General features: G+C 71.1%; 11 protein-coding genes. 1 reads left to right on the plus strand and 10 read right to left on the minus strand.

Annotated elements, in window-relative coordinates; all coding sequences use genetic code 11:
- Positions 1 to 37: 37 nt before the first annotated feature.
- Complete coding sequence (locus tag ACFVTF_RS09985; protein WP_244293330.1) at positions 38 to 505, minus strand: TraR/DksA family transcriptional regulator; 468 nt, start codon at positions 503 to 505, stop codon at positions 38 to 40.
- Positions 506 to 1,146: 641 nt separating this feature from the next.
- Here ACFVTF_RS09985 and ileS point away from each other — a divergent pair.
- On the plus strand, positions 1,147 to 4,275 hold the full coding sequence (ileS, locus tag ACFVTF_RS09990; RefSeq protein ID WP_387811515.1) for an isoleucine--tRNA ligase: 3,129 nt from the start codon (positions 1,147 to 1,149) through the stop codon (positions 4,273 to 4,275).
- Between the two features lie 184 nt (positions 4,276 to 4,459).
- Here the strand turns inward: ileS and ACFVTF_RS09995 are convergent, their stop codons facing one another.
- The 9 genes from ACFVTF_RS09995 to ftsW form a co-directional block, all read right to left on the minus strand.
- The gene (locus tag ACFVTF_RS09995; protein ID WP_371516654.1) at positions 4,460 to 5,794 is read right to left on the minus strand and encodes a DivIVA domain-containing protein; all 1,335 of its coding nucleotides are present in this window, start codon (positions 5,792 to 5,794) and stop codon (positions 4,460 to 4,462) included.
- Between the two features lie 59 nt (positions 5,795 to 5,853).
- A complete protein-coding gene (locus ACFVTF_RS10000; RefSeq protein ID WP_063347232.1) occupies positions 5,854 to 6,135 on the minus strand; it encodes a YggT family protein in 282 nt (93 codons plus the stop codon).
- A gap of 99 nt (positions 6,136 to 6,234) precedes the next feature.
- On the minus strand, positions 6,235 to 6,837 hold the full coding sequence (locus tag ACFVTF_RS10005) for a cell division protein SepF (RefSeq protein ID WP_031071810.1): 603 nt from the start codon (positions 6,835 to 6,837) through the stop codon (positions 6,235 to 6,237).
- A 303-nt stretch (positions 6,838 to 7,140) separates the two neighbouring features.
- Positions 7,141 to 7,947: a YggS family pyridoxal phosphate-dependent enzyme gene (locus ACFVTF_RS10010; protein WP_387811521.1), complete on the minus strand. Its 807-nt coding sequence runs from the start codon at positions 7,945 to 7,947 to the stop codon at positions 7,141 to 7,143.
- Positions 7,947 to 8,678, minus strand: a complete 732-nt coding sequence (gene pgeF / locus ACFVTF_RS10015) for a peptidoglycan editing factor PgeF (protein ID WP_387811524.1) — start codon at positions 8,676 to 8,678, stop codon at positions 7,947 to 7,949. Before pgeF ends, ACFVTF_RS10010 begins: the two co-directional genes overlap by 1 nt.
- A complete protein-coding gene (gene ftsZ, locus ACFVTF_RS10020) occupies positions 8,675 to 9,889 on the minus strand; it encodes a cell division protein FtsZ (protein ID WP_371516657.1) in 1,215 nt (404 codons plus the stop codon). The genes pgeF and ftsZ overlap by 4 nt, the downstream gene beginning before the upstream one ends.
- A gap of 363 nt (positions 9,890 to 10,252) precedes the next feature.
- A complete protein-coding gene (locus tag ACFVTF_RS10025) occupies positions 10,253 to 11,029 on the minus strand; it encodes a cell division protein FtsQ/DivIB (RefSeq protein ID WP_371516658.1) in 777 nt (258 codons plus the stop codon).
- Positions 11,022 to 12,128: an undecaprenyldiphospho-muramoylpentapeptide beta-N-acetylglucosaminyltransferase gene (murG, locus tag ACFVTF_RS10030; RefSeq protein ID WP_063347235.1), complete on the minus strand. Its 1,107-nt coding sequence runs from the start codon at positions 12,126 to 12,128 to the stop codon at positions 11,022 to 11,024. The genes ACFVTF_RS10025 and murG overlap by 8 nt, the downstream gene beginning before the upstream one ends.
- Positions 12,129 to 12,134: 6 nt before the next feature.
- Positions 12,135 to 13,442: a putative lipid II flippase FtsW gene (gene ftsW / locus ACFVTF_RS10035; RefSeq protein ID WP_387811528.1), complete on the minus strand. Its 1,308-nt coding sequence runs from the start codon at positions 13,440 to 13,442 to the stop codon at positions 12,135 to 12,137.
- Positions 13,443 to 13,462 lie beyond the last annotated feature (20 nt).

A 13,462-nucleotide genomic window follows, 5' to 3' on the forward strand; every position in this document is an offset into this window, starting at 1 on the left:
GCAAGCCCGACCCCCTGCGCCGCCCCGGTCGGCCGCGTCAGCGGCGTTCCTGCTTGGCCTTGCACTGCACGCAGAGCGTGGCCCGGGGGAAGGCCTGCATCCGGGCCTTCCCGATGGCCTGCCCGCAGGACTCGCAGGTGCCGAAACCGACGCCCTCCAGCCTGGTCAGGGCCCGCTCGGTCTGGGCGAGGCTGTCCCGGGCGTTGTTGGCGAGCGCGAGCTCGCTCTCCCGCGAGATGTTCTTCGTACCGGCGTCCACCTGGTCGTCACCGGCTCCGTCGTTGGAGTCACGCATCAGGCCGGAGATGGCCGCCTCGGCGGCGTCGATCTCGTTCTGCAGCCGCTCCAGCTCGCTGATGAGCTCGGTGTGCAGCTCGTGGACCTCGTCGGTGGTCCACGGGTCCTCGCCGGGCCGGACCGGCAGCGTGGCCGGGTCCACCGACTCGGCGCCGCGCGGCACGGTGACGGTGTCGGTGCTGCTCTTCTGCCGTGCGGTAGTGGTCACGGTCCCCTCCCCTGGATCGGCCGCCACGGCCTTGCGTGCCCGCTTGGTGGCGGTACCCGCGCCGGTTGCCTTCTCAGCCATGGCTTCGACCCCATCTACGAACGAATCGAGCCGCCGGTTCCCGGCGGCCTCCAGTGCCGGAACGATAATCCCGATCAAAACCGGTCACAACATGACATTCCGACGCCCCATGATGATCCCACCCAGGCAGCCGCCCCAGCCGCCACGCCCCGCGCGCTGACCAGACTTGTGCCCAGATCACCCCCGCCTAACCACCGCCGCCGCCGGCCCCGGAGCGCCCCGGCCGTCCATCCCGGGGAAAAACGATTTGGACAAACCGACTCGCCCGGCCGATACACTGGCCCTGCAAGGCGCAGATGGGACGAGTACCGACGTACGCAGCCACCAGCGACCCGGGGACGGTGCGAGCCCGGGGGTGTGCACGGCGGGAAGATCACCCCGGAGCCGCCGGAAGAACGGCCGCCCGCCACCGCGCGGGCCGGCCCACTAGACCCGGCAGCAAGCCCAAACAAGAGGGCCGCAGCAGCACCGCGGCCAAGGAGGGTGGTACCGCGGGGCGGCTCGCCGTCTCGTCCCTCCGTCGGATCCCGTTCACATCCGCCGGAGGTATGACGCCCGCGATGAGCACCTACAACTCCGTCCCCGCACAGGTGGACCTGCCCGCCCTGGAACACCGGATCCTGTCGTTCTGGCAGGACAACAAGATCTTCCAGCGCAGCCTGGAGCAGTCCGAGGGCCGCCCCGAGTGGGTCTTCTACGAGGGCCCGCCGACCGCCAACGGCATGCCCGGCGCGCACCACATCGAGGCCCGCGTCTTCAAGGACGTCTTCCCCCGCTTCCGGACGATGAAGGGCTACCACGTCGCCCGCAAGGCCGGCTGGGACTGCCACGGCCTCCCGGTCGAGCTCGCCGTCGAGAAGGAGCTGGGCTTCTCCGGCAAGCAGGACATCGAGGCGTACGGCATCGCCGAGTTCAACGCCAAGTGCCGCGAGTCGGTGACCCGCCACACCGACGCCTTCACCGAGCTGACCACCCGCATGGGGTACTGGGTCGACCTCGACGAGGCCTACCGGACGATGGACCCGTCGTACGTCCAGTCCGTCTGGTGGTCGCTCAAGCAGATCTTCGACAAGGGCCTGCTGGTCCAGGACCACCGGGTCGCCCCCTGGTGCCCGCGCTGCGGCACCGGCCTGTCCGACCACGAGCTGGCCCAGGGCTACGAGACCGTCGTCGACCCCTCGGTCTTCGTCCGCTTCCCGCTGACCAGCGGCCCGCTGGCCGGCCGGGCCGCGCTGCTGGTCTGGACCACCACCCCGTGGACCCTGGTCTCCAACACCGCCGCCGCCGTCCACCCGGAGGTCACCTACGTGGTGGCCACCGACGGCGAGGAGAAGCTGGTCGTCGCCGAGCCGCTGCTCGCCAAGGCCCTCGGCGAGGGCTGGGAGGCCACCGGCGAGTCCTTCACCGGCGCCGAGATGGAGCGCTGGGCCTACCGCCGCCCGTTCGACCTGGTCGAGATCGAGAACGCGCACTACGTCCTCAACGCCGACTACGTCACCACCGAGGACGGCACCGGCATCGTCCACCAGTCGCCCGCCTTCGGCGCGGACGACCTCGCGACCTGCCGCAGGTACGGCCTGCCGGTGGTCAACCCGGTGCTCGCCGACGGCACCTTCGCCCCCGAGGTCCCGCTGGTCGGCGGCCAGTTCTTCAAGAAGGCCGACGAGGCCCTGGTCGCGGACCTCAAGGAGCGCGGCCTGCTCTTCCGCCACCTCCCGTACGAGCACAGCTACCCGCACTGCTGGCGCTGCCACACCGCGCTGCTCTACTACGCGCAGCCGTCCTGGTACATCCGCACCACCGCGGTCAAGGACGCCCTGATCCGGGAGAACGAGGCCACCAACTGGTACCCGGAGAACGTCAAGCACGGCCGCTTCGGCGACTGGCTGAACAACAACATCGACTGGGCGCTCAGCCGTAACCGCTACTGGGGCACCCCGCTGCCGATCTGGCGCTGCGAGGAGGGCCACCTCACCTGCGTCGGCTCGCTGGCCGAGCTCTCCGAGCTCACCGGCACCGACCAGAGCGAGCTCGACCCGCACCGCCCCTACATCGACGACGTGACCTTCGCCTGCCGCGAGTGCGGCGGCGCCTCGACCCGGGTCCCCGAGGTCATCGACGCCTGGTACGACTCGGGCTCGATGCCCTTCGCCCAGTACGGCTACCCGTACCAGAACAAGGAGCTGTTCGAGAAGCGCTACCCGGCGCAGTTCATCTCCGAGGCGATCGACCAGACCCGTGGCTGGTTCTACACGCTGATGGCGGTCGGCACCCTGGTGTTCGACAAGAACAGCTACGAGAACGTCGTCTGCCTGGGCCACATCCTGGCCGAGGACGGCCGCAAGATGTCCAAGCACCTGGGCAACATCCTGCAGCCGATCCCGCTGATGGACCAGCACGGCGCCGACGCCGTCCGCTGGTTCATGGCCGCCGGCGGCTCGCCCTGGTCGGCCCGCCGGGTCGGCCACGGCACCATCCAGGAGGTGGTCCGCAAGACCCTCCTCACCTACTGGAACACCGTCGCCTTCCAGGCCCTGTACGCCCGCACCGCCGGCTGGTCCCCCTCCGCGGCCGATCCGGCCCCGGCCGACCGCCCGCAGCTGGACCGCTGGGTGCTCTCCGAGCTGAACACCCTGGTCCGCGAGGTCGACGCCGCCTTCGAGGCGTACGACACCCAGCGCGCCGGCAAGCTGCTGTCCGGCTTCGTCGACGACCTGTCCAACTGGTACGTCCGCCGCGGCCGCCGCCGCTTCTGGCAGGGCGACGCGGCCGCGCTCGCCACCCTGCACGAGGCGCTGGAGACGGTCACCCGCCTGATGGCCCCGATGACCCCGTTCATCACCGAGCAGGTCTGGCAGGACCTGGTCGTCCCGGTCGCCGCGGACGCCCCGGCCTCGGTCCACCTGGCCACCTGGCCGCAGGCGGACGAGTCGCTGATCGACACCGACCTCTCCCGGCACATGGCGCTGGTCCGCCGCCTGGTGGAGCTCGGCCGGGCCACCCGCGCCGAGTCCGGCGTGAAGACCCGTCAGCCGCTGTCCCGCGCGCTGATCGCCGCCCAGGGCTGGGACGAGCTGCCCGCCGACCTGCGCGCGCAGATCGCCGAGGAGCTCAACGTCTCCACCCTGGAGTCGCTCGCCGAGGTCGGCGGCTCGCTCGTCGACACCAGCGCCAAGGCCAACTTCCGCGCCCTGGGCAAGCGGTTCGGCAAGGGCGTGCAGGACGTCGCCAAGGCGGTCGCCGCCACCGACGCCGCCCGCCTGGCCGCCGAACTGCGCGCCGACGGCGAGACCTCGGTCGAGCTGAACGGCGAGCCGGTCACCCTCTCCCCGGACGAGGTGATCATCACCGAGACCCCGCGCGAGGGCTGGGCCGTCGCCAACGAGTCCGGTGCCACCGTCGCCCTCGACCTGGCCATCACCCCGGAGCTCAGGCGGCTCGGCGTCGCCCGCGACGCCATCCGCCAGATCCAGGAGGCCCGCAAGAACTCCGGTCTCGACGTCGCCGACCGGATCGTCCTGCGCTGGCGGGCCACCACCGAGGAGACCGCCGAGGCCATCGCCGAGCACGGCCCCCTCGTCGCCGAGGAGGTCCTGGCCACCGACTTCGCCGCCGGCACGGCCGACTGGGACTCCGAGACCTTCGCCGACGAAGCCCTCGGCCTCGCCTTCCAGCTCCGCAAGGCCTGACCCGCTCCGAAGCCGCCGTCACCCCGCCCGGGGCGACGGCGGCTTCGCCGTACCCGCGCGCCCCCGGAGCGACGTCACCACCCCGCGCGCGCCCGTCCCCCGTCCCCATCCGTACACAGCAGAGCGCCCCCTGTCCGACCCGTGGGTCGAACAGGGGGCGCTCTCAAAAGGTCGCGCTACAACCTCAGTTGTCGCCGTCCTCGTCGATCAGGAAGCCCCGCATCGGCGCCGGAGCCTGCTGCATCGGCTGCGGAGGCTGCGGGCGGACGGCTGCCATCGGCTGCGTCATCCCGGCCGGCTGCATCTGCGGCGCGCCGGTGTTGCCACCGGACGCCTGGCCGCCGAAGCTCGGCGCCGGCGGGTTGCCGCCGAAGGAGCTCTGACCGCCGAACGACGGCGCGTTGCCGCCGAAGGCCGGCTGGTTGCCACCGAAGGCCGGGGCACCGCTCATCGCACCGGCACCGGCCGGAGCCATCGACGAGGCCGCCGGCGGCAGCGACGCGGTGGCGGGGATCCGCGGCGGGGCGAGCGAGTCGTCGGCCTGCGACTCCAGCTGGCGCAGCTGGGTCTCCAGGTACGACTTCAGGCGCGTCCGGTACTCGCGCTCGAACGCCCGCAGGTCCTCGACCTTGCGCTCCAGCGTGGCGCGCGCGGACTCCAGTGAGCCCATCGCGACGCGGTGCTTCTCCTGCGCGTCCCGCTCCAGGGCGTCGGCCTTGGCACGGGCGTCGCGCTCCAGGCCCTCGGCGCGGCTGCGGGCCTCGCCGACGATCTTGTTGGCCTCGGAACGGGCCTCCGAGATCGCCTGGTCGGCGGTCTGCTGAGCGAGCGCCAGGACGCGGGCGGCACTGTCGCCACCGGGGCCCTGCTGCTGCATGGGGGCGCCGAGCGGGCCGCCCATCTGCTGCTGCTGCGGGCCGCCCATGGGGCCGCCCATCGGCTGCATCTGCTGCTGCTGGCCCATGCCCTGGCCCATCGGGTTGCCCATCTGCTGCGGACCACCGGGGCCGCCCATGGGCTGGAGCATCTGACCGCCCATCGGCTGCACCAGCTGCTGCTGGCCGCCCATGGTCTGGTTCATCTGCTGCTGCGGGCCGCCCATCTGCTGGGGGCCGGCGGGGAGCTGCGGGGCGCCGGAGGGCAGGCCGAGCGGCTGGTTGCCCATCTGCTGCTGCTGCGGGCCGCCCATCTGCTGCTGCTGCGGACCGCCGGGGCCCATCTGCTGCTGCGGGCCGGGGCCCTGCTGGCCGGGAACCGGCGGGCCGGATATGGCGGCCGGGACGGGAGCGCCGGAACGGGCGTCCTGCGGCGGCTCCTTCCGCATGTTCGCCTGGTTCTGCGCGGCGGCGCGAGTCGCGGCGGCCAGCTTGGCGCGCAGGTCCTCGTTCTCGCGAAGCAGGCGGGTCAGCTCTCCTTCGACCTCGTCGAGGAAGGCATCGACCTCGTCCTCGTCATAGCCTTCGCGCAGGCGGACGGTCGTGAACTGCTTGTTCCGAACGTCCTCGGGGGTCAATGGCATCTCTTCACCTCAACGTGATCGTCGGCACACCGGCATCCTGTCGCATCGCTCACCTACGACTAGGGCCGCACAAGCGAGATCAGGACATACACAATGATCATCAGTACGAAGAAGGACAGGTCGAGCGCCACGCCCCCGAAACGCAACGGCGGAATGAACCGCCGAAGAAGCTTGAGCGGCGGATCCGTGACAGTGTACGTGGCCTCCAGGACCAGGACCATGGCCTTGCCGGGCCGCCACGAACGCGCGAACTGGAAGACCCAGTCCATGACCAGTCGCACGAGCAGGAACACCAGGAAGACGGTCAGGGCGTAGTAGAGCACCGCCCACACGATGTCCATCGCGTTTCCCTCTCCCCGGTTCCGGGCCCTCGGGCCCGCCGCTCGTCACCTGTCGCTAATCCACTGTTGATCAGATCCACACGTAAAGTCGTGGCCGGGTCAGCTCTGGTTGAAGAACCCACCCTCGGCGATCCGAGCCTTGTCCTCCGCCGTGACATCGACGTTAGCAGGCGACAGCAGGAACACCTTCTGTGTCACGCGCTCGATACTGCCGTGCAGACCGAAGACGAGTCCAGCGGCGAAGTCTACGAGTCGCTTCGCGTCGGTGTCGTCCATCTCGGTCAGATTCATGATCACGGGGGTCCCGCCACGGAACTGTTCCCCGATGGTACGGGCCTCGTTGTAGGTCCGCGGGTGCAGCGTGGTGATGCGGTAGGGCTCTCGTTCGTTCACTACCTTGGGCATGATCACCGGGGCGCTCTTCTCCAGGTTGTGGCGGCGTTCGGGTGTGATGGACGACACTGGGGCCATCCTCGGGGTCTCCTGCCGGATCGGCACCGCGGCCGGGACCGGCTGCGGAGTGATCGAGGAGACCGGGGCGGGCGCGGCGGCCGGCCGGGGGATGTCCTCGGTCCGCTGTCCCGTTCGAATCGGCTCGGGGTCCGCGTCGTAGTCGTCGTCAGGGTCGTACCCCTGACCGTCGTACGTCTCGTCCTCCACGAGGCCGAGGTAGACCGCCATCTTGCGCATTGCGCCGGCCATGCTCCTGTCTCCTCCGCTCATAGCCACCTCGCTGGCGCTCGGTGGCGGCTTCGCGAGACGCGCACCTTCCGATGGTCGCTCGCTCTGCTCGCTCCGTGCGGACCGGCTCCGTCCCGGCGGCCAGGCCGTGCGGCCCTGCCTGCGGATTCCGCGGTCCACCCACGACGGCCCGTCAGGCCGACGGCCGGTCAGAGTTCTTGGGGTGGGGGCCGCGGAGCTGCGATCCACGGTTCGCTAGCGCTCCGAGGAGCTGCTAGATTCTGTCCTATTTTGTCCTGCAGTCTGATCTACTACCCGGTGACGTTACCTGAGGGGTGACCTCACTCCGAGTACCGCCGTTCCGACGCGCACATGTGTCGCCCCGGCGGCAATCGCCTGCTCAAGGTCACCGCTCATCCCTGCGGAGACCATGGTGGCAGCAGGATGGGTCGTGCGTACTGCGGTTGCGATTTCCGTCAGCCGCTCGAAGGCGCGGAGCGGGTCCCCGGCGAGCGGACCGGCCAGCGGAGCGACGGTCATCACACCGTCCAGCCGCAGGCCGGGCGTGTCGGCGATCGCGTCCGTGAGTTCCGCGACATCCTCCGGGGCGACTCCGGCCCGGTGGGCCCCCTCGCCGTGCTCCTTGTCCAGGGCCACCTGCACCAGGCAACCCAGCTCCGGGCGCTCGGACTTGAGCACCGCCGCGGAGAGCGATCCGACCAGCCGCAGCCGGTCCACCGAGTGCACGTGGTTCGCGTACCGGACGACCGAGCGGACCTTGTTGGTCTGCAGCTGTCCGACGAAGTGCCAGTCAAGAGGAAGGTTTCTGCACTGCTCTGCCTTGGGTGCGGCGTCCTGGTCGCGGTTCTCCGCGACATCCGTCACACCCAGTCCGGCCAACAGCGCGGTGTCCTCGGCGGGGTAGGTCTTGGTGACGACGACCAGGGTGACCTCGTCACGCGGCCGTCCGGCAGCCGCACAGGCGTCGGCGATCCGCCGCTCGACCACGTCGAGGTTGGTCCCCAGCTCCTCGTACCGGGCCCGCTGCCCCTCCGTCAGGGTCTCCAGCCAGCCCTGGTCGGGAAGGCCACCGCGACCACCCGGGAACGGTCCGTAGATGTCGTTCGTCATCAATGATCAGAGCCCAACCAGACGTAGCTCGCGAGTCGGCCGGTGCGCTGCTCGCGGCGATAGGAGTAGTGATCCGCGGATTCGAGGGTGCAGACCGGTGACCGCACCACCTCGGTGACCCCGGCGGCGGCCAGCTGGGCCGCGACCCCCTCGGCCACGTCCAGCGCCGGCGTTCCCCAGGAGGTCTCGGCGAACGCGGCGGGCACCACCGCGGCGACCTCCGCCCGCAGGCCGGCCGGCACCTCGTAGCACCGGCCGCAGACCGACGGGCCGGTGGCCGCGGCGATCCGGCCGGGCTCGGCCCCCAGTTCGACCATCGCCCGCACGACCGCGGGCACCACCCCGGCCGCCAGTCCGGGCCGGCCCGCGTGGGCCGCGCCCACCACGCCCGCCACCGGGTCGGCCAGCAGCACCGGAGTGCAGTCGGCGGTCAGGACGGCGAGCGCGAGCGGCCGGTCGGTGACCACCGCGTCCACCGTGGGGGCCTCCCCCGGCGACTGGCGCTGCGTCACCACGGCGACCTGCGCGCCGTGCACCTGGTTCATCCAGACCACGTCGGCCGGGTCGAGCCCGAGCTCCCCGGCGGCGATCGCCCGGTTCTCCCGGACGGTCCCGGGGTCGTCCCCCACCGCCCCGCCGAGGTTGAGCTCCCCGTACGGCGAAGTGCTCACCCCGCCCCACCTGTCGGTGAAGGCGAAGTGAGCACCCGCGCGTACGGCGTGATCGATCACTTAAGGAAATCCGGGACGTCGAGCTCCTCCGCCGGGCTCTCGACGAACGGCTGCCGGACCGGCTGCACCTGCGGCGGCACCGGGGCGGTGGTCACGGTCTCGGTGGCGCGCGGCGCGGCGTGGGTCTCCCCCTCCGAACGCGACGTCACCGAGCCGATGCTCCCGTAGGACGGCCGGGTGGCCGGGCGCTCCGGGGCGGCCGGCGGCGTGGCCGCGGCGGCGGGGGTGGCCTTGACCACCGGGTCGCGGACGATCGCCGGCGGCTGCCCGCCGTCGAAGCCGGCCGCGATGACGGTGACCCGGACCTCGTCGCCGAGCGCGTCGTCGATGACCGCACCGAAGATGATGTTGGCCTCGGGGTGCGCGGCCTCGCTGACCAGCTGGGCCGACTCGTTGATCTCGAACAGGCCGAGGTCGGAGCCGCCCGAGATGGAGAGCAGCACGCCGCGGGCGCCGTCGATCGAGGCCTCCAGCAGCGGCGAGGAGATCGCCATCACGGCGGCCGCCTTGGCGCGGTCCTCGCCGCGGGCCGAACCGATGCCCATGAGCGCCGAACCGGCCTCCGACATGACGGACTTGACGTCGGCGAAGTCGAGGTTGATCAGGCCGGGGGTGGTGATCAGGTCGGTGATGCCCTGGACACCGGAGAGCAGGACCTGGTCGGCCGAGCGGAACGCGTCGAGCACGCTGACCTGGCGGTCCGAAATGGACAGCAGCCGGTCGTTCGGGATCACGATGAGGGTGTCGACCTCTTCGCGCAGGCTCGCGATGCCGTCCTCGGCCTGGTTGGCGCGGCGGCGGCCCTCGAAGGTGAAGGGGCGGGTGACCACGCCGATGGTCAGGGCGCCGAGCGAACGGGCGATGTTGGCGACCACGGGAGCGCCGCCCGTGCCCGTGCCGCCGCCCTCACCCGCGGTGACGAAGACCATGTCGGCCCCCTTGAGGACCTCCTCGATCTCCTCGCGGTGGTCCTCGGCGGCCTTGCGGCCGACCTCGGGGTTGGCGCCGGCGCCGAGGCCCCGGGTGAGTTCACGGCCCACATCGAGCTTGACGTCGGCGTCGCTCATCAGGAGGGCCTGCGCATCGGTGTTGATCGCGATGAACTCGACGCCCTTGAGACCGACCTCGATCATCCGGTTGATGGCGTTGACACCACCGCCGCCGATTCCGACGACCTTGATGACTGCGAGGTAGTTCTGCGGTGCTGCCACGTCGAAGGCCTCTCGCCTCGAATTTCCGGGTCGGCCCGACCCGACGGGGGATCGTACCGACGGATGTCGATGGGTAGGGAGCCTGGTTTCTGACTGAATGTCCGAAATGCCGACCGCCGACCCCAACCCTAAACTTGACCTTTAGGGTTAGTCCTGTGCCTCCGTCACATCACCAGGGGGCACAGTCTGGTGACACAGGACACTAGGTGGCTCCAGGCACGTGTTTCAACGAACACGCCGAGCTTCCCCTTTTCTTTTGAGCCTATGTGATCATCGGCCGGCATATGAAACCGGGGTGACCACCAAGGGTCGGGCCGACACTTCACAGCGTCAACCCCTCCCTCAGGCACAGAACCTACCGGATCATCCCGACACCGCCGGCGCCTCCGGCGCACTCACGTCGAAGTTCGAGCCCTTCTGAGCCATCAACGCGACCAGTGCCCGGGCCTTGCGATCGGTCTGCTCGGGGCTCCCCCAGCGCACCGTCGCACCCCCGCTGAGCTGCAGCTGAATATCGTCGTACGAGTGCACCAGCACCGCTCCGGCCCGCTTCGCCACCTCCGGCGGCAGTCCGGCGGCCACCGACACCGCGCCCTGAACCAGTTGCGAACGGGAGATCACCCCGTCCGCGTCCTTCGCCTGCTGACTGAGCCGCAGTTCCACCACCGGCACCCCCTCCGGCGGGGCCGCCTCGGTGGCGAAGCTCACGCCGGTGGCGTCCACCTGGGTGAACTGACCGTCCTCCCCCTTGACGGCGGCCACCGCCGTGCGCTGGACGACCTTCACCCGCAGGGTGTGCGGCCAGCCCCGCCACACCTCGGCCTTCGCCACCCGGGGGATCGCCTCCACCCGGCGCTGGACGGCGTCCAGGTCCACTCTGGCCAGCGGGCCGTCACCGATCCCGCCGATCGCCTCGCGGACCTGGTCCGCCGTCAGCTTCTCGTCCTTCGGTCCCTGGACCGCGACCTCGCGCACGTCCAGCACCGAGGAGAAGAACACCACCCAGGCCAGCACGCCCAGCACCGCGGCGCCGAGCACGCTCAGCACCACGATGCCCCGCCGGGAGAGCCGGAGCCGAGGAGCGGACTCCTCGGCCTCCAGCTCTTCCTCCAGCGGGTCGGCGAGCCGGCCGTCAGCCACGGCGGCGACCGCCGCGGGAGGCCTGGATCGCCTCGTAGACCATGCCGACCAGCAGGTCGTCGGCGTCCCGGCGGCCGAACTCCGCGGCGGCCCGGCTCATGTCCCACAGCCGCTGCGGGTCGGTGAGCACCGGCAGCACGTTCTGCAGCACCCACTCCGGGGTCAGCTCGGCGTCGTCCACCAGCAGGCCGCCGCCGGCCTTGACCATCGGCTGGGCGTTCAGCCGCTGCTCGCCGTTGCCGATCGGCAGCGGGACGAACGCGGCGGGCAGCCCGACGGCGGCCAGCTCGGCGACGGTCATGGCGCCGGCCCGGCAGAGCATCAGGTCCGCCGCCGCGTAGGCGAGGTCCATCCGGTCGACGTACGGCACCGCGCGGTACGGCGGCATCCCGGGGATGTCCTCGACCTGCGGCAGCTCGTTCTTCGGGCCGACGGCGTGCAGGATCTGCACGCCGTACTGCTGGAGCCGCGGGGCGATCGCGGTGACCACCTCGTTGAGCCGGCGCGCGCCCTGGGAGCCGCCGGAGACCAGCAGGGTGGGCAGCCGCTGGTCGAGGCCGAAGTAGTGCCGGGCCTCCGGCCTGGCGGCGCCCCGGTCCAGGGTGGCGATGGTCCGGCGCAGCGGGATGCCGATGTACCGGGAGTCGCGCAGCTTGCTGTCCGGCGTGGAGACCGCGACGAAGTCCGTGTAGCGGGCGCCGATCTTGTTGGCCAGGCCCGGACGGGCGTTCGCCTCGTGCACCACGATCGGCACCCCGGCCCGCTTGGCGGCCAGGTACGCGGGCATTGCGACGTAGCCGCCGAAGCCGACCACGGCGTCCGCGTTGACCCGCTCGATGATCTCCTGGGCGGCCCGGACGGTGCCGCGCAGCCGGCCGGGGACGGTGATCAGCTCGGGGGTGGGCTTGCGGGGCAGCGGGACGGCCGGAATCAGCTCCAGCTGGTAGCCGCGCTCCGGCACCAGCCGGGTCTCCAGTCCGCGCTCGGTTCCCAGGGCGGTGATCCCGATGGACGGGTCGTGCCTGCGGAGGGCGTCCGCGAGGGCCAGCGCCGGCTCGATGTGACCGGCGGTCCCCCCGCCGGCGAGTACGACATGCACCGAAATTCACCGCTCCCTGCGTGCCGGCCCCGGGGCCGGGCGCGCTGTGGTTCGTCGTCGTGGCAGCACCCGGGCCAGTCGTCTCCTGATCCGGGAGTTCTTGCTCCGGGCGGCCAGCGCCGCCTTCGCGCCCGAGGTGCTGCGCGCCAGGCACAGCAGCACACCGATCGCGGACATGGCCGACAGCATGGCGGAACCGCCGTAGGAGAACAGCGGGAGCGGGACGCCCGCGATGGGCAGCAGTCCCAGTGCCGACCCCAGGTTGATCATGGCCTGCGCCATGATCCAGGTGGTGGCGGCTCCCGCGGCGTACCTGACGAAGGGGTCCTTCGTACCGATGGCCACACGGATACCCGCGTAGCCTAGTGCCGCGAAGAGACCGATCACCGACAGCGTCCCCACCAGGCCCAGTTCCTCGCCGGTCGCGGCGAAGATGAAGTCGGTGTGCGCCTCGGGCAGCTGGCCCCATTTCTCCACGCCGGCACCGAGACCGGTGCCGAAGCCTCCGCCGAGCGCGAACGAGTACACGCCGTGCAGCGCCTGGAAGCAGGCCCCGTCCGGGTCGGGCTTGGTGACGCCGATGCAGCCCAGGCGCTCCGCCCGGTGCGGGACGGTGATCACCAGCGCGGTGCAGACCACCACGGCCACCCCGACGGTGGCCACGAACAGCCGCAGCGGCGCGCCGACCATCCAGAGCAGCGCGAACAGCATCGCCACCAGGATCATCGAGGTGCCCATGTCGCCGCCGAGCATGATCAGCGCGAGCAGCAGCAGGGCGCCCGGCACCAGCGGGACGAGCAGGTGCTTCCAGGTGGTGAGGGTGCCGGCCTTCTGCTTGCGGGCGAGCAGGTCGGCGCCCCAGAGCACCAGCGCGAGCTTGGCGAACTCCGAGGGCTGGAACTGGAAGAAGCCGAAGTCCAGCCAGTTCTGGTTGCCGTTGATCCGCACCCCGATGCCGGGCACGGCGACCAGCGCGAGCGCGCCGATCACCCCGAACATCACCGGGTAGACGATCACCCTCAGCACCGCCAGCGGCACGGAGGCGAAGCCGATCAGCAGGACCAGGCCGAGGATGGCCGCGATCAGCTGTTTGAGGAAGTAGTACTGCGCCGAGTGGTGCTGGCCCAGGGCGAGGATCTGGGAGGCCGAGAAGACCATCATCAGGCCGAGCACCACCAGCAGCAGCGTCGTGCCGATGACGAGCAGGTAGGGCGTGAGCGGCCGGTCCAGCCAGTACCGCATCCGGTACCGGAAGGCCCGTACCCGGGCCAGCGGTCCGGCCGACTTGTACTTGGTCGTGGTGGCCGAGATCACGCGCCACGGCTCGGCGGCAT

Source organism: Kitasatospora sp. NPDC057940 (genome assembly GCF_042887425.1).
Lineage (GTDB): Bacteria > Actinomycetota > Actinomycetes > Streptomycetales > Streptomycetaceae > Kitasatospora.

Coding starts and splice junctions, on each gene's coding strand:
- ACFVTF_RS10005 (WP_031071810.1), bottom strand. CDS start 6,837: ATGGCCGGCGCAATGCGCAAGATGGCGGTCTACCTCGGCCTCGTGGAG.
- ACFVTF_RS09995 (WP_371516654.1), bottom strand. CDS start 5,794: ATGCCATTGACCCCCGAGGACGTTCGGAACAAGCAGTTCACGACCGTC.
- ACFVTF_RS10010 (WP_387811521.1), bottom strand. CDS start 7,947: ATGACGAACGACATCTACGGACCGTTCCCGGGTGGTCGCGGTGGCCTT.
- ileS (WP_387811515.1), top strand. CDS start 1,147: ATGAGCACCTACAACTCCGTCCCCGCACAGGTGGACCTGCCCGCCCTG.
- ACFVTF_RS10000 (WP_063347232.1), bottom strand. CDS start 6,135: ATGGACATCGTGTGGGCGGTGCTCTACTACGCCCTGACCGTCTTCCTG.